The sequence below is a fragment of the Clostridium sp. AM27-31LB genome (genome assembly GCF_003480745.1).
Classification (GTDB): Bacteria; Bacillota; Clostridia; order Lachnospirales; family Lachnospiraceae; genus Butyribacter; species Butyribacter intestini.
Map to the genome: position 1 here is coordinate 261,386 of NZ_QUJS01000005.1, position 20,991 is coordinate 282,376.

General features: G+C 35.5%; 21 protein-coding genes. 1 reads left to right on the plus strand and 20 read right to left on the minus strand.

All coding sequences use genetic code 11. The annotated features are described in order from the left end of the window. Nucleotides 1–70: 70 nt before the first annotated feature. The 4 genes from DW721_RS09575 to DW721_RS09590 all read right to left on the minus strand — a co-directional run bounded on the left by DW721_RS09575 (nt 71) and on the right by DW721_RS09590 (nt 3,450). Nucleotides 71–640, minus strand: coding sequence for a hypothetical protein (locus DW721_RS09575; RefSeq protein ID WP_118745601.1), 570 nt, complete (start codon nt 638–640; stop codon nt 71–73). Between the two features lie 36 nt (nt 641–676). After that, nucleotides 677–1,195, minus strand: coding sequence for a sigma-70 family RNA polymerase sigma factor (locus DW721_RS09580; protein ID WP_147355399.1), 519 nt, complete (start codon nt 1,193–1,195; stop codon nt 677–679). A gap of 126 nt (nt 1,196–1,321) precedes the next feature. Beyond that, nucleotides 1,322–1,975, minus strand: coding sequence for a DUF4352 domain-containing protein (locus DW721_RS09585; RefSeq protein ID WP_118745603.1), 654 nt, complete (start codon nt 1,973–1,975; stop codon nt 1,322–1,324). 317 nt (nt 1,976–2,292) lie between these two features. Further along, complete coding sequence (locus tag DW721_RS09590) at nt 2,293–3,450, minus strand: serine/threonine-protein kinase (RefSeq protein WP_118745604.1); 1,158 nt, start codon at nt 3,448–3,450, stop codon at nt 2,293–2,295. Between the two features lie 185 nt (nt 3,451–3,635). On the opposite strand from DW721_RS09590, the gene DW721_RS09595 reads away from it, so the two are divergent. Beyond that, a complete protein-coding gene (locus DW721_RS09595) occupies nt 3,636–4,064 on the plus strand; it encodes a helix-turn-helix transcriptional regulator (protein WP_118745605.1) in 429 nt (142 codons plus the stop codon). A gap of 129 nt (nt 4,065–4,193) precedes the next feature. On the opposite strand, the gene DW721_RS09600 is transcribed toward DW721_RS09595, so the two are convergent. The 16 genes from DW721_RS09600 to DW721_RS09670 form a co-directional block, all read right to left on the minus strand. Beyond that, the gene (locus DW721_RS09600; RefSeq protein WP_118745606.1) at nt 4,194–4,970 is read right to left on the minus strand and encodes a carboxymuconolactone decarboxylase family protein; all 777 of its coding nucleotides are present in this window, start codon (nt 4,968–4,970) and stop codon (nt 4,194–4,196) included. A gap of 18 nt (nt 4,971–4,988) precedes the next feature. Further along, nucleotides 4,989–5,459, minus strand: a complete 471-nt coding sequence (locus DW721_RS09605) for a flavodoxin (RefSeq protein WP_118498850.1) — start codon at nt 5,457–5,459, stop codon at nt 4,989–4,991. A gap of 318 nt (nt 5,460–5,777) precedes the next feature. Beyond that, nucleotides 5,778–5,912, minus strand: a complete 135-nt coding sequence (locus DW721_RS16610; protein ID WP_279221167.1) for a hypothetical protein — start codon at nt 5,910–5,912, stop codon at nt 5,778–5,780. Between the two features lie 34 nt (nt 5,913–5,946). After that, on the minus strand, nt 5,947–6,237 hold the full coding sequence (locus DW721_RS16615) for a LysR family transcriptional regulator (protein ID WP_207665618.1): 291 nt from the start codon (nt 6,235–6,237) through the stop codon (nt 5,947–5,949). Between the two features lie 226 nt (nt 6,238–6,463). Continuing rightward, nucleotides 6,464–6,919 (minus strand): hypothetical protein, encoded by a 456-nt coding sequence (locus DW721_RS09615; RefSeq protein WP_182436284.1) that lies wholly within the window; start codon nt 6,917–6,919, stop codon nt 6,464–6,466. A gap of 314 nt (nt 6,920–7,233) precedes the next feature. Then, on the minus strand, nt 7,234–8,004 hold the full coding sequence (locus tag DW721_RS09620) for a hypothetical protein (protein ID WP_118745608.1): 771 nt from the start codon (nt 8,002–8,004) through the stop codon (nt 7,234–7,236). A 324-nt stretch (nt 8,005–8,328) separates the two neighbouring features. After that, a complete protein-coding gene (locus tag DW721_RS09625) occupies nt 8,329–9,975 on the minus strand; it encodes a glycoside hydrolase family 43 protein (RefSeq protein ID WP_118745609.1) in 1,647 nt (548 codons plus the stop codon). Further along, the gene (locus DW721_RS09630; RefSeq protein WP_118745610.1) at nt 9,975–11,300 is read right to left on the minus strand and encodes an MFS transporter; all 1,326 of its coding nucleotides are present in this window, start codon (nt 11,298–11,300) and stop codon (nt 9,975–9,977) included. Before DW721_RS09630 ends, DW721_RS09625 begins: the two co-directional genes overlap by 1 nt. A 329-nt stretch (nt 11,301–11,629) precedes the next feature. After that, nucleotides 11,630–12,490, minus strand: coding sequence for an AraC family transcriptional regulator (locus tag DW721_RS09635; RefSeq protein ID WP_118745611.1), 861 nt, complete (start codon nt 12,488–12,490; stop codon nt 11,630–11,632). Then, nucleotides 12,465–14,210 carry an AAA family ATPase gene (locus DW721_RS09640; protein ID WP_118745612.1) on the minus strand — a complete coding sequence of 582 codons (1,746 nt, stop codon included), beginning with the start codon at nt 14,208–14,210 and terminating at the stop codon, nt 12,465–12,467. The genes DW721_RS09635 and DW721_RS09640 overlap by 26 nt, the downstream gene beginning before the upstream one ends. 241 nt (nt 14,211–14,451) lie before the next feature. Next, nucleotides 14,452–16,296 carry an ABC transporter ATP-binding protein gene (locus DW721_RS09645; protein ID WP_022013702.1) on the minus strand — a complete coding sequence of 615 codons (1,845 nt, stop codon included), beginning with the start codon at nt 16,294–16,296 and terminating at the stop codon, nt 14,452–14,454. A gap of 2 nt (nt 16,297–16,298) precedes the next feature. Continuing rightward, nucleotides 16,299–18,137 carry an ABC transporter ATP-binding protein gene (locus DW721_RS09650; protein ID WP_022013703.1) on the minus strand — a complete coding sequence of 613 codons (1,839 nt, stop codon included), beginning with the start codon at nt 18,135–18,137 and terminating at the stop codon, nt 16,299–16,301. 206 nt (nt 18,138–18,343) lie between these two features. After that, complete coding sequence (locus DW721_RS09655) at nt 18,344–19,066, minus strand: GHKL domain-containing protein (protein WP_243035981.1); 723 nt, start codon at nt 19,064–19,066, stop codon at nt 18,344–18,346. Nucleotides 19,067–19,075: 9 nt separating this feature from the next. Beyond that, on the minus strand, nt 19,076–19,366 hold the full coding sequence (locus DW721_RS09660) for a LytTR family DNA-binding domain-containing protein (protein WP_347560371.1): 291 nt from the start codon (nt 19,364–19,366) through the stop codon (nt 19,076–19,078). Nucleotides 19,367–19,372: 6 nt separating this feature from the next. Continuing rightward, complete coding sequence (locus tag DW721_RS09665; RefSeq protein ID WP_182436285.1) at nt 19,373–19,816, minus strand: response regulator; 444 nt, start codon at nt 19,814–19,816, stop codon at nt 19,373–19,375. 53 nt (nt 19,817–19,869) lie between these two features. Further along, nucleotides 19,870–20,532 carry a TRIC cation channel family protein gene (locus DW721_RS09670; protein WP_118745615.1) on the minus strand — a complete coding sequence of 221 codons (663 nt, stop codon included), beginning with the start codon at nt 20,530–20,532 and terminating at the stop codon, nt 19,870–19,872. Nucleotides 20,533–20,991: the final 459 nt, after the last annotated feature.

The window sequence follows — 20,991 nt, forward strand, 5'->3', positions numbered from 1 at the left end:
TGTCAAGTGTGCACAGACACAAATCTTGTGTGTGAAAAATATTATTTTTCACACTATCCTCCATACTATACTATTTTTTAATCCGCAAAAAACTCCGCAGACTATTAAAAACCCTGTTTATACTAAAACTTTCTCTCCCACTGTTTTCCCTATTTTTTTCTATAAATTTTTTTCTGTCTTTCTCCTGCTTTTTTTTCATTTCTGACTGTTTTTTATCATACTTTGACTTCTCTGCCATAACATTTTTAGTATCACCTATCCCAAGCCCTGTATTTGCATTTTGCCCGACTTGTTCAATTATCGGCACTGTCTCTGCCGGATTTCTTAAATATGAACCATTTGAAAAACTAACGGTAACTAAAATGCCGAGTGCCATGCACATCCCAAGTGCGACTCTTGTGCAATACCCGTAATATTCTTTTCGCCTGTCATGCCCTGTCGGTATTTTCTCTGCTTTCTCCAAAATCCCAGCCGTAACCCCACGCGGCAGCTTTATCATCTCTGTTTCAGGTATTCCTGCTGCAAACCTGCCTGCACAATATTCACATTTTGCAATGTGGGTGAGCATATTTATTTCTTCGTACTGCTCCATATCATGCATATAATATTTTTTAATCTGCTCATCGGTTATATGTGCCATAATAAACCTCCTTTCCAACTGCACGGCTCATCGCTATTATTCATGCCTTTTTTCCAATTTTTTCTGAAGCATCTTTTTCGACCTTAAAATCTGTGTCTGTATTGTTTTAAGCTTGACACCTCGATTTTTTGAAATCTCTTTTGCCGTTTTGTCGCAGCAATAAAATTCATAGGCAACCTCATCATAGGGAGGTTTAAGAGTACGGCAGGCATTGCTGAGCTCCTCGTTTATCTCCTTTTCCAAAAAAGACTCCTCAAGAGATGAAACCGTACCGACATTACTTTCTAATATACCATCTTCAGTCGGCATCTCTTTTCGTCTTTTTGATTTGAGAAAATCAAGACATTTGTTTGTAGCTATTTTCGTCAAAAAAGCCTTTTCATTCTCACCGTCAAACCGGTCAAGCACTCTATAATATGTAAGAAATGTTTCCTGTGTCATATCCTGTGCATCAAAATAATCTCCCAACATACGGTAACAGATTGAAAATATAAGTTTTTCATATTGTTCCATAGCTTTTTCAAGCTGTACCATATGTCTGGTACTGTCCGCCAAGTCTCATCACCTCCCATTTTTCCCTTTTCATTATACTTAAACGAATGAAATTTACAAAAGTCTTCAAAAAAAATGCAAAAAAATATACAGAATTAAAATTTTTTTCAATTCTGTATATTTTCAATATTATTTTCCCAAGAAAATTATTTTCTTATTAGACCATATAGAATTATTTTCATACTCAAGTTCTATATCTTTCATTTTAGCTTCTTTTGGGACTTCATATGTAATACTGCCGCTTATCTCTCGTCCCCCTGAAACTTCCTGCAACAAAAAGCTTTCATCTGAACCGTCAAGATATTCCTGATCATATTTTTTGTTATTCACATAACAGCCAAATGACCCCGGATAACTGTCTGAGTTTCCTGTATTTTTAAATGTAAAATAAAATTTAACATATTTATAACCATCTTTTGGCTGTATAAACTGATTGTTTGATTTGTATTTCTCCGCACCCGTATATGCAATCTCAAAATCCCCAAACTCTACCACATCACCGGGATGAAACCTGTTATCATCCGTTTTGCCATTGTTTTTACTGCTTTTATTACTTTTTTTCTTATTACTGTTTTTCTTATTGCTTTTTTTGTCTTTTGAACTGCTTTTGTTCCTCTTTTTATCTTTAGATGTACTTCCTGAACTTTCAGTTACACTTCCTACTTTTTTTGACTCATTTTTCGTATCATCATTCCCGGAATTTGATGCCGCCACAATTATAAACACCGCTATAACTACAATAACTATCCACTTGCCTTTTCCTTTTTTCCCTGTCGTTCTCATAGAAATCTTCTCCTTTTCATGTAATTATCATTTAGGCGTTTGCGAAACTGTCTTTATCTGTAAATTATTTGTTATATTCTCACAATTAACACAACATATAATTAGTTCTGCAACCACTTATGATTAATAACTTTTATTTATCAAGCTATTTTATTTTACATAAAGAAATTTCTATTTTGGTGTGCCGGCAGCATACATTTTCAGGCATTTTTAATTTTTATACAATGAATAGGCAATATTAAATAACTATGCAATAAACAGGCATCTGTTATAACCAAACACATTTTGACAACATTAACTACCAATAAACACCAGCATCATTTAACGATTGTCTTCATATATTCTTCAATCTGTATTCCTGCATAGAAAATCATAATACTTAAGATAACTCTTGAAAACATCTTTACAACACTATCCATATCTTTATAAATTGGCATCCTGTTATACCAGTTTTTATAATTTCCTGCTATTACTACAGTTGAAAATACATACATAAACGCCGCAGCACATTCATACATAACAGCCTGCGTATTTCCCTTGCATTTCTCAAATCCTACAGCCATCACTGTTACCAGAAATACATAAACGCAAACTCCCAGTATCTTTTTCCACAAAGCTCCACTTCTAAATCCCGGCATTTTTGAATAATCATAATCCTGTTTTACGGATGCTGTATCCTGTTTACCCGTGGTTTTATAAGCACTGTTTGTAAATTTGACCGTATTTTCATTTGATTTCGCATCATAATGTATGTAATTTTTCATAAGTTCTTCATATGCCTGACAAGCCGTCTGAAACCTGTTTTCGGGTGATATATTTATACATTTTTGTATAAATTCCTTATAATCATAACATATACATTTATTTCCCTCAGGCATTTTTCCCGTAAGCATTTCATGAAAAACGACACCAATAGAATATATGTCACTCCGTATATCAGTCTGCATAAATCCAAACTGCTCCGGTGCCGCATATCCCGCCGTTCCCAAAATCGTTGTATCTTTTGTTCTGCCCTCTTTCGTTTTCCTTGAAATCCCAAAATCTATCAATTTAACTACATTGTCACTTGAAATCAGTATATTTTTAGGTGTTATATCCCTGTGAACAATATTTACTTTCTCAAGTTCAGATAAAACTTCAAAAAGCTGACAAGTATAGTCTAAGGCATCTTCTTTTGTTATATTTTTATTTTCAATCTTGTCCGCAAGAATATCTCCGCTTATATATTCCTCGATAACAACAGCTTTATTTTCAATCTCAATAATATTTTTTACTGCTGCCAGATGCCTGTTTTTTATATATTGGAGACTCTCATATATTGAAATATTCTCAATTTCTATCTCTTTTAAAACAAATATTTTATTAGAATTTTTCTGCCTGACAAGCCATGTTTTTCTATCATTATTTTCACCAAACAATGCGATTTTCTCATATTGCTCATTTAAAAGTGCTGTTTTCAGATTTATATTTTCCATAATTCTCCTTATTTTATCTTACAAATATTTATAGCCACGGATATTCGTGGTACTTATGTTAAATATGGTATCATTTAATAAATTCAGATGCAACATTGTAAAAATAAGTTTACAAGCAACTCCAATTAAATTATTATATGATGTAAGTGTCAAAAGCAAACATTTCATTTTGGGAGATAACATATATGAACAATTATAAAAAAACCGATAAATTATTGGATATATTAAAAAAATCGCCTACCGTAGACGATTATATAGAAAATGAGAACGACAATCTTGTAAACATGACTCTCTCGGAATATTTGAATAAAATACTTTCTGACAGAAACCTAAAAACAAGCGACCTCGTAAAACTGACGGGACTTGACCGAACATATACATACCAGATAATGTCGGGCAGAAAAAATCCGTCCAGAGATAAAGTTATCGCCATCTGTTTTGCACTTAATATGTCATTTGAAGATACCCAGCAGCTTTTAAAAGCCACCGGATACCCTATTTTGTACGCCCGTTTCCAGCGTGACAGCATAATCATATTTGCATTGCAGCACAACGCATCTCTTACAGATACAAATGAACTTTTGTATGATTATAATTTTGATACGCTGACTTAAAGAACTAATCTGCAAGCTGAAGATTTATTGCTGCCTTGACAACTTTGCCATTTTTTACTTTAATATAATCAGCATAATCCTTATGTCAGACTAATTTTTTTCAAATTATTTCTTGGTTGCCTTGTATATTCACTTCTGATCTTTAAGTTTTCCATACTCTGCATCTGTCACGGCTTCACACCATTCATTTGATGTTTCCTCGCCCGGTACTTCTACCGCAAGATGACTAAACCAGCTATCCGGTGCTGCTCCATGCCAGTGTTTTACTTCTGCCGGAATGTTAATACAGTCACCAGGATTAAGTTCGATTGCTTCTTTGCCCTCTTCCTGATAATATCCGCGACCTGCCACGCACACAAGTATCTGACCGCCGCCACTCTTAGCGTGATGGATATGCCAGTTATTTCTGCATCCCGGCTCGAATGTTACATTGAAAATTCCTACCTGACTTGGCGATACAGGTGCAAGGTAACTTTGTCCGATAAAATATTTTGCAAATGCGTCATTTGGTTCACCGATTGGAAATACCATCTGCTTTGCATGAGCTCTCATTGCTTCATCCTCGTATGGCAAATCTCCCTCGCCATTGCTCCAAACTTCCTTTGCAAGATTAAATACTGCCCAGCCTTTTGGCCAGCCTGCATAAAAAGCAACATGAGTTATGATTGCTGCGATTTCTTTCTGTGTCACACCGTGGTCCTTTGCATTCTGCAAATGGAATTTTAATGAAGAGTCAGTAATTCCTGAAGCCATAAGTGCTACTACTGTTATAATACTTCTTGTTTTTACATCTATATCCTGATTGTTCCAGTTCTCACCGAAAAGAACATCATCATTAAAATGTGCAAACTCAGGAGCAAACTCTCCGAGTGCATTTCTTCCTGCTGTCTGTACTATCTTAGCCATAAAAGCCTCCCTATATCCCTAAATTTCCTTAATCCAATCGGCTATTTCCTGCTTTGTCGCTCTGTTTAAAAGTTTTCCTTCCACGATTTCAGAGTTTGGTGCTGATGGCTGTAATTCCTTAACCGTATTGCCAAATCCACTTCCTCCTGATGTTGCAAACAGAATAATCTTTTTGCCTGAGAAATCATATTTTTCCAAAAATGTATTTACAATAGTTGGTGCAACATACCACCAGATAGGAAAACCTAAAATAATCTCATCATACTGACTCATATCAATATCATTGTTCTTGATTTCAGGTCTTATCTTCTTATCTTTCATCTCGACGCTGCTTCTTGACTTTTTATCCATCCAGTTGAGGTCTGCCTTTGTGTATGCCTCTTTTGGAGTAATCTCACAAATATCATAACCGCCTTCTTCTGCTATCATATTTGCGACTTTTTCCGTCGTTTTACTTGCACTAAAATAAGCTACTAATCTTTTCATTATAATAATCCCTCCTAAAATATGTGCATCAGATAATTCCAAAATCGCATAACAATATAACACTATTGTGCATCAATTAGTGTCAAAATGCCTTTTTGCCACAGTAATATAATGTATTATCACAATCCTGCAATATCTAACAGATACATAAGTGCTATTAATTCTTTAAAAATCATTGTATATACATTATAAAGCCTTATATCTTATTATGTCTAATACTTATATCGTATATCTTGTTATGCTTTTTAGGCATACTTTAGCAGTTAATACACTATATCTCTGACTTGTACAATAAAGATTAAAGTTCTTATCCACAGTACACTAATGCCAATTCTGCGAGCGGGCATAAGCATTGATTTCCTCTATAAAACGGCTTGTCGCTGGTGAATACGGGATATTTCTCCGCCATGCGATAACTGTGCTTGTCTCAATCTCAGGATATAGTCTTTTTTGCACGACAACATCCCTGCTCCAATATCTTGCTGCCCCCTCAACCGATAGTTATCTTTCCCTCTATTGACTCATTATCACCCTTAAATTCACTGACAATCTTGTCCTCAAGGTCTACAATTTCCAAGGCACGCCGTTTTAGTAACTGTCCCTCACTCGTCAGGGTAATACTGTGACCGCCCCGTTCAAAAAGTGTCGCACCAAGTTCATCCTCAAGTGCCGCAAGCTGTCTTGAAAGTGTCGGCTGTGTGATATTTAACTGATGTGCCGCTTTTGTAAAACTCTGTTCTTTTGCCACCGTCAAAAAATAACGCAATACTCTTAAATCCATATCTCACTCCCGCAATAAAATTTTTTGTACCTTAATATTTTTAATTACTGACTCATTCAACATTTGACTACCTCCATTTTATGAACTGTTATTTTTATCAAGCCCATAATAATGGATTTACTTCTAATTTTAAATATATTATCAAATTTATAAGTCACTAATAAATTTGTTAGTTTACTTTTTCCATCTTATAGTCCGATACGAAATTTATTCATAACTTACCGATTTATAAACACGCAGCCGATAACTTTTTTATAACTTCTTTCACATACTCCTCTGACTTTGATACCTTTTTTGCAATTTCAGCTATAGGCATATTACAATCATTATATGCCTCAATTTGTCCTTCAATTTTTCCCTCAATTTTTCCTTCGTCTCTAGTTTCTTCAAATACTCTCCACATACTGTCGCCCTCCTTAAACAAATTGTCAACATCTAAGTCACATCTTGCCGCTCCTGCTACGGTATTTAATACATTTTTATCTACTTTATGATCTACACTGTATTTTATTGCTTCTTCTCTCAACTCTCTTGTACTCTTGTCCTTATTAAGTAATATTCCAAACAGATTAAACAAGTCTCGATTATTAACATTATGAAATAATAAATCATTTTGTCTGGCTTCTACTAATTTCATCTTATAGTCATTAACTATATTTTCCATTTCTTTTGGTATTGCCATCATCTTCTTTAATGATAATGCACCATCCCATTCCTTGCCGCCTGTTTTACTTCAAGCGGCATAAAAAATAATTTTTTATAATTTTTGTAACAGTTCAGCCCAAAAAAGATAAGTCAATAATACATGAGCTTGCTCAATGTATTATTGACTTGTTTTTTGGGGCTGAATAGCCTTTCATTTATGAAATAAAGTAAACACAAGCTGCATAGCAGCGACTGACAGCTTGCTGGCAGGTTTACGAATGTAATAAATGAGAGGCTGAACTGTTACTAATTTTCTGTTCAATCTTAATACATATTTAGCCAAATATAGATTTACTTAAACGAATATGAAACTGACTCGTTTCCTGCCAAATCTGAAACTACACAGTCTCCTTTGACAGTATATGATTTGATTATTTTTCCATTCTTTGATATTTTCTTGCCGTTTACTTCATCTATTCCTGATTTGTCCGTTATTTTGCAAGTTATCTTTTTTCCTTTTCTAGTGACTTTTATCTTAGGTGCTTTTGTATCTTTCCAAACCTTAAGAATAGATTTATGACCATGTTTATCTGTAATCGACAAGGTATGCTTACCCTCCGGAATTTTTAATTTCGATGCTGTCTTAAATTCCATATTTAATTCAGCCGCTGTCTTTTTTCCGAAGTCTTCCCATGATACATTATCATTTTCTGCCGGCTTTCTTACCTTATCTAATTTGTAAGATTTCTTGCCGTCAAGCACTATCTTATCTACAGAGCCGGTATTATCAAGCACCTCATAACTTATGCACTTACCAAATTTATTAACATTACCTATCATTACATATCCTGTAAGTGGTCTTTGCTTTCCAGACCCTGAACCATAAACTGAATATGACACCGGATTATATCCTGAAGTCTCTGCATATTTTTCCCTAAATGATAACACCTCTCCGGTCTTTTTATAAAACGCTGTATCTTTGACAAGGTAATCCGTCTTTACTCCCGTTTTATAATATGGTGTCTTTACTTTTGCTGCATGGCTTACTTCCCCACATAACATACTTGTCATCAACCCTGCTGCAACTGCCATTGTCATAATTTTTTCAATCTGTCTTTTCATAAGCGTCAGCTCCTTTCTAAAATTAAGCGGACATTTGCAATCCACTCTGCTGCCTGATAGTGTTAAAGTTATTTCCCACCCTTTGTAATTTTTCAAATTCTTGAACTTTCTTCAAGATGTATCAACCGCTTTTAACCCGGTCACTTTTTATTTGTCATTACTGTTTCACTTATAAAGACAGATATTTTTCTTACTTGTTGCAAAAGATTCAAAATTAATTTAAATTTATTTTTTTATCTTCCCTCAATGCCCAACAAGGCCGCATATACATTTTTATGTGTATATACAGCCCTGCATCCTTTTTTATTTTTTTAATTTCTATAATTATTCCACCGCTTTGTCTTCATCTGCCTTATACTCAAAGAAATCAAAGTCCGCATAATGCTTATGCTTTACCCTGTCAGCACAGGTGATACCGACCATTGTTCCGGTAAATTCACCGTACTTACAATACTCATCTGAAAATTTTGTCGTATCAAACGGTATTCCTATCTTATTGTAATCTTTTCCGTTATAGCTCCAGAAGAACTGTGAATGTTTTCCTCTTATTTCAAGCCTGAAGTAAATAGGTACGTCATCTACTGCAAGTCTTGTGTTGACAAACTCAGTTTTTTCTCCGTTTTCAAGTGCGATTATTGAGATTGCACTCTGTCCAAGTGTCTCGCTGTAATATTTGCGGAGATTTATATAATTCATATTGTCATAATAAATTATAAGACCTGCTGAATGCTGGTGCACTTCCGGCACAAATTCCATCTTTGTTGTAACAGTGGCATACACACTTGTAAGTTTTCTTGCAAGTATGCTTACTTTATTTAAAGATGCTCTCGATTCCTGTCCACGCAGACGGACATAACCTTTTCTTGCCCTTACATCAGCGAAACTCTGCGGCATGATTCTCGGTGCATAATAGAAATTGCCAAGTGTGTCATCATCAAAATCATCAAAATCCGGCACCTGTTTTACCGGATATTCAGGCAGCTTGCTCTCATCGCAATACTCTTTTGCAATATTGCTTCCGTCTGCCATGCGAAGCCATCCGTCCTCTGTCCATTTCATTTTCTGTATTGCCGTTTCACGGCCGAGTGTGCAGCGAAGTTCAGGTCTGAACGGTCTTGAACAAAGGTGCACAAGATATACCTCTCCAAGCTGTGTCTCAACATAACTTCCATGTCCGGCTTTTTGCAATACCACATCAGGATTGAAATATTTTGGTTTTAAATGGTCCGGGTCATGTCTCTCATTTGATACGAGCGGATTTGATGTGACTATAGGATTCATAGGGTCACCTTCATATGGTCCCCACACATTTTTTGAGCGGCCCATTGTTACACAGTGGTTATATCCCGTGCCGCCCTCCGCACACATAATATAATAATATCCGTTTCTCTTTGTAAGATGAGGTGCTTCGATGCAACCTCTGTCCGTGCCACCACGCCATATGCGTTTTGGATAGCCGATTATCTCTTTCTTTTCAGGGTCATACTCAGAGATTGCGATAACTCCCGGCTTTTCGTATCCCTCTCTTGTCTCCCAGTCAAGTGAAACAATATATTTTCTTCCATCATCATCGTGGAGTATTGATGCGTCAAATCCTGATGAATGTAAATATACCGGCTCACTCCACGGTCCTCTTATATCCTTTGCCGTGATAACAAAATTATCTACATCAAAATATCTTGCATTCATTGAGTTCATGACACCATACACAACATAGAACATATCTTCCTGCTCACAATATGTAAGACACGGTGCCCATATTCCCTTTGCTGAAGGAAGTTTTTTAAGGTCTGGATTTGTATCATCTGTGAGGACATGAGTGTAAAGTTCCCAGTTTTTCATATCCTTTGAGTGATAAACCGGTATTCCCGGAAACCACTCAAATGTTGATACTGCAATATAATAATCATCGCCTTTGCGGCAGATACACGGGTCAGGGTTAAAACCTTTTAATATTGGATTTTTAAGCATTATTTAGCAGCTCCTTCCTTTTCAAGTGCTTCAACGATTCCGTCATACTCTTTATCAAGTTTGTAGAACCACATTACAACAACCTGTCCTATACAAAGTATTGCCGGTATCCAGATAAATGTAATTTCTGAACCTGTACCTGCTCCTGCTGCACCGATAACCCAGCCAAGGATTGCAGAACCAAGTCCATTTCCTACCTTGAAACCAAAACTTGAGGCAGAATTTATAAGTCCCTCTGTACGGTAGCCTGTTTTCCACTCACCATACTCGATAGTATCAGATACGATTGCAAACATACATGATGAAATTCCTGCATTTCCAACACCTTTAAGTACACACGCAATTATTATTCCTGTCATATTTGTTCCGACGAAACCAAACATTGCAAAACCGAGTCCGTAGATAACAGCTCCTATGATGAGCATATTTCTCTTACCAATTTTTTTAATGATAAATGCAGTAAAGAACATTACACCTATCTGAACAAGGTTTGCAACAAGGTTCATTGTTCCGACCATGTCACTATTATGGAGTATATTTTTTGCATAATATACTGCTGCTCCGCCGTTTAATGAATAATTGATAAAGATAAATACAAGTGTTATTGTTATCATCATCCAGTATTTATTCTGGAATAATAAACTGATTCCCTTTACAAATGGAACTTTTTCCTGCTTTGTATCTTTTGCAGGAACTACACGCTCTTTTGTCCCCGTAAATGTAATCATAAATACTATTACTGCCAAAATTCCAAAGACGGCGAATGTCTTTGTCCATGCTGAAAGATTATTTCCGAAAAATTCAACTAAAGGAAGTGTAAGATTTGTTATAATCAATGTTCCTGTTGTAGCCAATATCATGCGGAAAATGCTGAGCACTGAACGCTCGTACTGATCCTGTGTAATCAGTGAATTAAGCGTTGCATACGGTACATTTATAGCCGTATATATAACAGAAGAAACTAAGTTGTAAGTTATAAAAATGTACGCAAGTTTTGCTGTATTGCCAAGACCTGACGGCACGGTAAACAGTAGGATTCCTGCCAGTGCAAACGGTATCGCCATGCGGAGTATCCACGGTCTGCACTTTCCAAATCTTGATTTTGTCCTATCAACAATAATTCCCATTATCAAATCAGTAATACCATCAAACACTCTTGACAAAAGCATTATAGTACCGATAACACCTGCACTTACATGAACATAATCTGTGTAATAAAATAAAAGAAATGATGACATTGCCGAGTAGATGATGTTACATCCTAAATCTCCACAACCATAAGAAAATCGCTCCCAAAAACGGATTTCACTTTTTTTCTGACTCATAACGAGCCCTCCTTTCGCATTTTGCACATTATAATGAACATTTTGAATTCATTATGTAATAACCGGTTTACAGGGGTATATGTAAAACAATCGTTATGATGTTTTGCATTTACCTTTAATGTAACTATAGTATAAATGCTCAAGCCAAAAATGAAATCCATCTATTCAGACGCAAAAAAGGTATCATTCCGACTTTTAGTATATAATGTTCAATTCAAAACCAACTGACAATGCAGCAAACCACAACATCAGACTAGAGCAAAATATCTTTTTACTTAAGCATAATAATATAAACAAAATAAAAGACACCATAAAAATGCTGCCTTTATCTATGTCTTATATTTACTTTGTTCTTTTTTCCTGTGCTCCCTCGGTGTGCAGCCGTACTGATTGCGAAAATATTTCATTGAAAGATGATGATTTGTGCATCCATGCCTTTCAAAAATATCAGCCACCGAATCATTTGTATTAACAAGAGCACGGTGCACATATCCTATACGCACAAGATATATATAATCAGTAACAGTACAGTTCATATATTTCTTAAAAAATCTTGCCATATAATCAGGATTGTATCCAAACTTCTCTGCAATAACGGCTGTTGATATGCCATATGCATGATTTTCATCTATAAAATCCATTATGTCTTTTAATCGGTTAAAATACTTGTCATCCCTCTCAAAATCCCTTTGCAATAATTTCTCCGAATAGGAATGGATAAGTGTAAATAAAAGTTCATAAAGCAGGCTGTTAAACCGAAGCAGATACCCCTCTGGTCTTACATCATAGATAACATACATATCCGTAAAAATCTTTTTTAACCGTTCAAGTTTTGTTCTTTCAACCTCATCCCCCGGATGCATATCAACAAAAAATCTTCGCAGATGCATTGACGGAACATATTTGTCATAAAAACGCTGTGGTATCTGAAGCACAAGAGCCTCATTTTTTTCAGAAAAAACTGAATGGATTTCCCTCGGATTTGCCATAAAAAACTCACCGTCACTCGCCGTCACCTTAACACCTCTTGGAAGATTAAGCACAACTTTTCCCTTTATAACATAGACAATCTCAAGACTGTTATGCCAATGTGGTGAAACATAACTGCCCTCATCCTTAGACAGATAAAATCTCACATCTACATCCGGGTTACTTGTCACAATTTCATGACGCATCTTTTCTGGTTCCATCTATCAACACTTCCTTGCCTTTAAACGCAAAACCATAATGGTGGATATTTGAAGGATTTACTCCTCTCCCTATCAGCTCTGCATCGTAATTTTTTTCTTCTATCTGTTTTAATGCCGCTTCGACTGTTTCCTCAAGTGTGTTTTCTTTTCTTGGATTTATTACTTTAAATTCTATAATGATACCTGGAAGTATTCTTCCCGTAGGAATACTTCCTTGATATTTTGCACTATTTTTATTTATAGGTTCTAGCATTATGTCATATCTGCCAAAACCGCTTTCTCTGTTTGAGGTTATGATATAGTTGTCTATCTGGTCTACCATAAGTCCTAAAACGAAACCGTGATAGAAGTTCTCCGGTCTTATTCTTGATTCTTCTTTTCCGGCTACATCAAAACAACTAAAGATATTAGCCGTAATCTCATTTATATAATAATTCATTGCATCTAAGTCACCTTGAATTAAGGCACTTACAAATTCACTTGACGAGTCGTCCCTTGTTTTGAACCAGTTATCAATCATCTTTTCAAACATTTTTTTTACTTCAAAGTTTGTTAGGCTTAATTCATATATGTTATTTCCTTCAGAATTTGCAAAGTCAACATAATCTACCTTTAAATAACCACTAGCTAATAATAAACTCCATATTGCTTCTGAACTTCCGTCAAGCTGATTAAAGACAATCTGTTCATCCAGTTTTGTTTTTATGCTTTTTCCTTCCAACAACTCCTCCATTATCACCTTAGTTTTTGAAGAACCTTGTTGTATCAGTTGTGATACAAGTCCATTTGAACTCGAATCTGCCCAGTATGTTTTATATTTTTTTTCGTCAAGAAAGTTAATTATCGACCATGGATTATATACATCTTTACTCGTGCCAAATGTAAAACCATCATACCATTTTTTTACTTTCTCTTTTTCACTTGAAAGTTCCTGCTCGTCAAGTGCATCAAATACTTCCTCCTCGGTAAAACCAAAACATTTTGAATACTCATCACTTGTAACTGTTATAACCTTAAGATTATTTAAATCACTAAAGATGCTCTCCTTGGAAACCCTTGTTATTCCGGTCATTATTGCTCGCTCAAGATATGGATTTGTCTTAAAGGTTGAATTAAAAAGACTTCTTGTAAATGCAACGAGTTCTTCCCAGTAACCGTTTACATATGCCTCCTGCATCGGTGTGTCATATTCGTCAAGAAGTATTATTACTTTCTTTTTATAATAACGGCTCAAATAATTTGATAACTCGTTTAATTTAAATGATATATCTTCATCCATTGGATTTTCCAAAAATGATATATATCTTGCCTTTTCTGTATCACTTATACAATCTGACTTAAGCAAAAATCTGTTACTTTCATATAAGTCAATAATCCTATCAGATATTTGTTTTCTCGACAATTCAAATGTATTCCCTTTTATCCCCGCAAAACTTAAAAAGATTACCGGATATGCTCCCTGAATTTTACGATACTTTTCATCCTCCCAGATATTAAGTCCTTCAAAAAGCTCTCCCCTGTCCTTATATTCATTTGAAAAAAAACATCTGAGCATATCCATATTCAATGTTTTTCCAAAACGGCGTGGACGGGTTATAAGTGTTACTATATCTTCATTTTCCCACCACTCTTTTATAAATGCTGTTTTGTCTATATAAAAAGTGTCTTTTTTCCGTATTGATTCAAAACTCTGATTTCCTATCCCTACAACTCTTGCCATACGCTCCCTCCTGTATGCATTTTTAACCTCACGCTAATCCTCATTTCTGAGTAGCTTTTTTACAAAATAATTCTATGAAAGCTATTCGCTTCCGCTCAGAAATAATATAGCCAACATAAGGCTATGCTTAACTTGCAAAAAATAGTTTCGTACAAAAACACACAATATTCTATAACTGCATTTTAACATTGAAACATCTCAAAGTAAAGAAAGATAAGTGCCGGAAGTTTTTTCAGTAACATCACTGAGTTTTCTGATAATATTTTGCCTGTGTTTTCCAAAGCTTTGCATAAAGACCTTCCTCGTCGATCAATTTTTCATGACTGCCTCTTTGTACTGCCTTTCCATCATCAATCACAAGAATATCATTGCAAAACTGACAACTTGAAAGTCGATGCGATATATATACTGCTGTTTTTGTTCCAATAAGTTCATCAAATTTAGCATACACCTCGTATTCAGCAATAGGATCAAGTGCTGCTGTCGGCTCATCAAGTATGACAAATGGAGTATCGTGGTACAATGCTCTTGCAATCGCAAGTTTTTGTGCTTCACCACCTGATATATTAACTCCGGTTTTATCAAATTCCTTTGTAAGATATGTCTCATTTCCATACGGCATTCTTGCTGCCAGACTTGAAAGTCCTGCTTTTTTTACGGCATCATTTACATGCTCCTCATCATATTCCTGTGATGCTGCAACTGCCTGACCCAATGTAAATGCCGGTATCTGGAAGTCTTGAAATACTACACTGAACAGACTTAAATATTCCTTATAGTCATATTTTTTTATATCTATTCCGTTTAAAAGTATCCTTCCCTCGGTTGGATCATACAAACGGCACAACAGCTTGATAAATGTCGTTTTACCTGAACCATTTCTACCGACAACGGCAAGTCTTTCACCTATATTAAATCTGATAGAAAAATTCTCCAATACATTTTTCTCACTGCCCGGATAATGAAATGATACATTTTCAAACTCAATCATAAATTTATCGTCATCACGCTTTTCCACCGGCAGTGTTCCCTCGTATTTTTTATTTTTTATATCCATAAAATCAAGGTACTGTTTTACATATTTTGTATTCATTTTCAATAATGATACCTGCTGGTTCCATTTTTGAAAATGCCACAAAAAATTGGTAATGCATCCCGCATAAAGACATATACTTCCAACAGAAATTACACGCTTCAATGCCATAATGCCAAGCAAAAGATAGATCATTCCTGAGATTAATACATTTATTCCCTCTGCCCACTGGTTCATTCTTGCTTCAAGAATTGTCTGCCTGCTCAAAAGCTTTGATACTTTCTTAAAAATCTCATTAAGTGTTTCTGACAAAAGACTTTGCTGGTTAAACAGCCGCACTGTTTTTCCACATTCTTCTCTACCTATATATTCATCAACATAAAAATCATATTTTCTCGTATATGGAAGTCTTTCTTCTACACTTTTATTTATTTTAGCCTGTATCTTCTGTGTCATTCTCTGATTTACATACAAAAATATTATCAAAAATGCAACAAAAGATAAAACTATTAAAATTCCTTTCCACTCCTGTGTCTTATAAGCTGTAAGACATTTTACAAAAAGCTGTACTGTTATGATACCCGCAACGACAAGCTGAAGCAGACGCTCAACAAATGGTGTAGCTGTCCAGAAAAGCATATTAAGTCCACAGCCATGCTCACGAGCCATATTGTCAATATCGCGCCGTTTGTTTTGGATAGTTTCAGATTCCATATATTCATAATCCATCGACATAAGCTTTTTGTTTAATTCATGATTTGCATCCTCCCATATCATGGAACCACCATAAAAATAAAATTTTATTACCACACACATTGCAAAATACAAAATCCCATTTCCAACTGTAAGTCCTAAAAAATCTCCTAATATACGCTCTCTTTCAACCCTTAAAACAAGGTCATCAATAAGGTGCGAAGCAAAAAACAAACCCCAGTAATTATACATTACATCAAATACAATAAATAATATAACAAAAATCTTTGGAATAGAAAGTGATGAATACACCAATTTCAATCCCCGCAGATTTGTTTTTATCATTTCTTTTTTAGACATATCTAATCCACCACCCTTTCCTGATAATATCTGCTCTGAAGAGAAAACATCTTTGCATATATTCCATTTTTTTCAAGCAGGCTTTTGTGTGTCCCCTCCTCAGCAATCTTTCCTCCATCAATCAAAATAATGCGGTCACAAAATCTTGTGCTTGACAATCTGTGCGATACAAAAAACGATGTTTTATTCTGCGTAAAGTATGCATATTTTTGATAAATATCATTTTCCGCTATCGCATCAAGTGCTGCTGTCGGCTCATCCAATATCAAAACTCCGCTGTCTCTGTACAATGCTCTCGCAAGCATCAGCTTCTGACACTGTCCTCCTGAAAAATCTGTTGCCTCATCATTTAGTGATTTTTCCATCAAGGTATCATCTTTCCCTGGCAACTCGTTAATAACCTCACTCATTCCAGCTTTATCAAGACATTCCCATACCCTGTCATCAACTTTGCCATTTAAAGGTTTCATACTGATATTTTCCCTGACTGAAAGCGGCAGAAAATGGACATCCTGAAAAACACATGAAAACCACGCATATATTTCCTGTTGCGTCATTGTTTCCATATCTACTCCGTTTAGAAGAATTTTTCCCTTTGTCGGATGTAAAAGTCCGCAAATAAGCTTCATAAGAGTTGTCTTTCCTGCACCATTGAGCCCAACAACTGCTATTTTTTCCCCTGCATCTATCTTAAGGCTCATATCATCAATGATGTTATGCTCTGAAGAAGGATATGCAAAGCTGACATGTTTAAGCTCTATCTGTGGTGCAGCTTTTTTAAGCTCAGCAGCTTCTGCCGACATATCATCACCATATATAATAAATTCTTTATAACGACCAAATGCTGATACACTATTTATAAGATGATGCAGATTAGTCATACCTGAGTTTCTCTGAAGCATAAAGCCTGATATCATTCCATTATAGAATATAACATCAGATATCGGCATCTCTCCTTTAAAAAATTTCCAGACTATCACTCCGTAAAATAATACATACGATATCATTTCAGGCAAAGCAGTAACCCCTTCTCCAAACAGACGATATTCCATTTCTTTTGCTTTATAATCAAGTCTTTTCTTACGATATTTTTTAAAAAGTGTATCGAACCAATTCTCCATATTGTACATTCTTATATCTTTCGCCATCGAAAAATCCTCGGTGCGTCTGGTAATATAATCCATCTTCTGCCAGACCTCACCACCCTCTTTTGCCCATTTTTTTTCGTATGCTCCTGTAAGCTTTCCACTAAAAAAGCTCACCGCAAACAACATTGCAAATATCAAAACAAGCCACCATTCAAGCCGGACAATAAATGCGATATAGACTATCAACATTATAAATGTTGAAAATAATTCAAAAATATCTTTCACAAAATACTTTAAATTTCCTGTGGAATCATCATCGCCAACCTTTCCACCAAACAGATCCTTTTTTACTACATTTTTAAGTTCAAGAAATTTCTTATCCTCCAGATAACTATAATCTACCATAAGTAATTTTTTCGCAAATCTGTTTTGCAGCCCTTTTGCAATAATCTGATTGCGACTTGTAATCTGTCCACTGAAATGCCATCTGACAATAACACATATTAAAAGCAAAAAAACTAAAGCACAAAGCTGAAGTATAAGCATTGTCATTCTGGCACTTTCTTCAACTCCCTGCACTACCAGCTTAGGCATATAAAATGGCAGTATCTGCTGTAATGCTGCAAATGGCAATGCTGCTAAGCCATAAAGATACACTTTTTTATCCATACTCCATATAGTTCTGATACAATCCCAAAATGCAGAACAATAACTTGGCATGGCAAGATTTACACCTCTTTTTCTCTCTCCCATTTTTCTCATCCTTTCTCAAAATATTTGATAAACTATCATGAACTGCTTTTAGTATAATAAAAAATCATACCTCTTGTGCCTTTTTTGCATAAGCGGTATGATTTTTAACTTAAGCGGTCTTTTATTCTTATATTCTTCTGATACAAACAAGTCACTACACGAAATTTATTGTTCTACACAATAAAAGCGATACTTTCTTAATACTGCTAAATATATGGCAGCATTATCTCAGTCGCAAATACTCCCGGTTCATTCTGACGATTGAGGTATCCGTTTTTGTCATGAATGATCTTATCAATACGCTGTAAACCAAATCCATGCCCTTCACCCTTCATTGATAAATATTTTTTTGTCCGTTTTTTCTGATCTGTAGAATTGCTGACGGACATATAAAACTGTTTTTTAAATACACCTATATATACTCTGATAAATTTATTTTCTTTTGATGCAAGTTTTTCACATGCCTCTATTGCATTGTCCATAATATTTCCAAAAACAACGCAAAATTCCACATCCGTCATCGGAATTTCCTTTGGTATTTTTGCTGTTACATCAAGTTTTATGTCTTTCTTCTTTGCAAGAGATACCTTACTGTTTACGATAGCATCTGCCATAATATTTCCTGTTTTTATAACAGGATCTATGCTCTCTAAATCCTCATTCATCTGTACAATATAATCCCTTGCATTTTCCCACTGTCTGTTTTCGACATAAATCTTAAGCACCTGCATATGATTTTTATAATCATGCCGCCATCCACGCATCTCACGATATGTATTGTCAATCTCCTCAAACTGACGTTCAAGAAGCTTGTTTTGATATTGCTCCATTTCACGCACCATATATCCCGGCAGCCATATTTTCAAAATGCTGAAAGATAATAATGCAATGAAAATGCATATTGAAACTATTGCTATTATAAGTTCCATAATAATCCTCTAATCTTCCTGTTTTCTATTGTAATCAATAAATTTCTGATTGACCTGCTTATACATTCTCCTGCTCACCGGAACAGTTTTTTCAAAGCTGCGGCACTCCTCTGCCATATACAGCTTATCTTTTTCTATACGCCATATATAACGGAGATTTATTGCAATTCCACGATAACAGCTTACAAAATCCTGATCCGAAAGCTCACTTAAGGCTTCCTTTAATGAACCTGTTTTAAAAAATTCACCCTGCCTTGTCACATATTTCATATCATGACCAAACACTTCTATATAATATATATCCTTTTATAAAACTTTAACAACACCCATATCTCCTGTCAATATCACATGTGCTTCCTGCTGTGCTGCATTGCGGTAAACTCTCTCAAGACATTCAAAAATCTTTTTTTCCTGCACCGGCTTTATCAGATAATGAAGTGCCTCCACCTCGTAACCCTCAAGAATATATTCCCTTTCGCCTGTCACAAATATAATAGGCATATCATCACCAAGCCTGCGAAGATGCTTAGCCAAAGATACCCCATTTTCTCCAGGCATTCTTATATCAAGAAACAGTACATCAAAACTATAATCCTCTCTCGCAAAAAGAAATCTGGCAGCATCTTCAAAAATGCTGACCTCGCCTTCTATGCCTTTATCAGCATACCACTTGTATATCATGTCAGAAAGCCACTGAGCTTCTTCCAAAACATCTTCACATACTGCCGCTCTCATCTTCTCCTGTTCCATAGGACTTTCTCCTCTGTTTAAGTTTGTATTTTCTTTCCACCTTTTATAAAAAATCATTCTCCATATTTTATCTTAGGCAGATTCCACTCAAAATGAGCAGCCAGCACACGCACAACCACGACAAGCACCGAGCAACCAACTATTGCCGTGTTTCTTCCTATATAATTGTCAATGACAATATAAGCACCTGCTCCTACTGCCGATGCAACTGCATATATATGTTTCTTAAATATATATGGTATCATGCCGCTCATTATATCACGCAGAACACCTCCGCCCACTCCTGTTATAACTCCGACAAATATAAGTAGAAACGCATTTGTGTTGTAATCGCTGACCGTTTTTTTCGCCACATCTATTCCGATGACAGTAAATGCTCCAAGTCCTACGGCATCAGAAAACATCAGAATATTTTCATATATTTCCACAAATTTTTCACTCGGATTTTTTGTATGCTCAGACGCATTCATTATCATAAATATAAACACAAGACATGAAACAATTGCAGCTATACTCACATCTCTTGGATTTTTAAATACTGATGGTGGCGTATTGCCAAGCAGCACATCCCTTGTTATGCCGCCACCGACTGCCGTCACGATTCCAAGCACGCATACTCCGAGCAGATCCATCCTCTTTTTTATCGCAGTCATCGCACCTGATATTGCAAATGCAATCACACCTATTATATCCAAAACATCTATCAAATCATTCATTCTTAATCTCAACTTTCAATATGGTGTTTTATTTTCGGTTCCGTAACTACTTACCGTTCTTGCCATATCCATCCTCCTGCTATATTATATGTGCTCTCGTTGTAAACTCCTGTTATTTTGTATTGTATTATTTGTAACAGTTCAGCCTTGCATTTCTTACATTCATAAACCTGCCAGCAAGCTGTTAGTCGCTGCTATGCAGCTTATGTTTATTTACGCGAAAGTAAAGTGAGGATGGAACAAATAAATTTGTTCCATCTGAGCGTGCTCGCGAGGGCTTTGCCCTCATTTCAGAAATGAAAGGCTATTCTACCATAAAAAGGTACTTAACAATACAATGAACAAGCTCATTGTATTGTTAAGTATCTTTTTATGGCTGAACTGTTACTATTATTTAGCAACATTCTAACATTTGGACATATTTCTGTAAAGAATAAGCCATCTTGATATTCTCAAAAT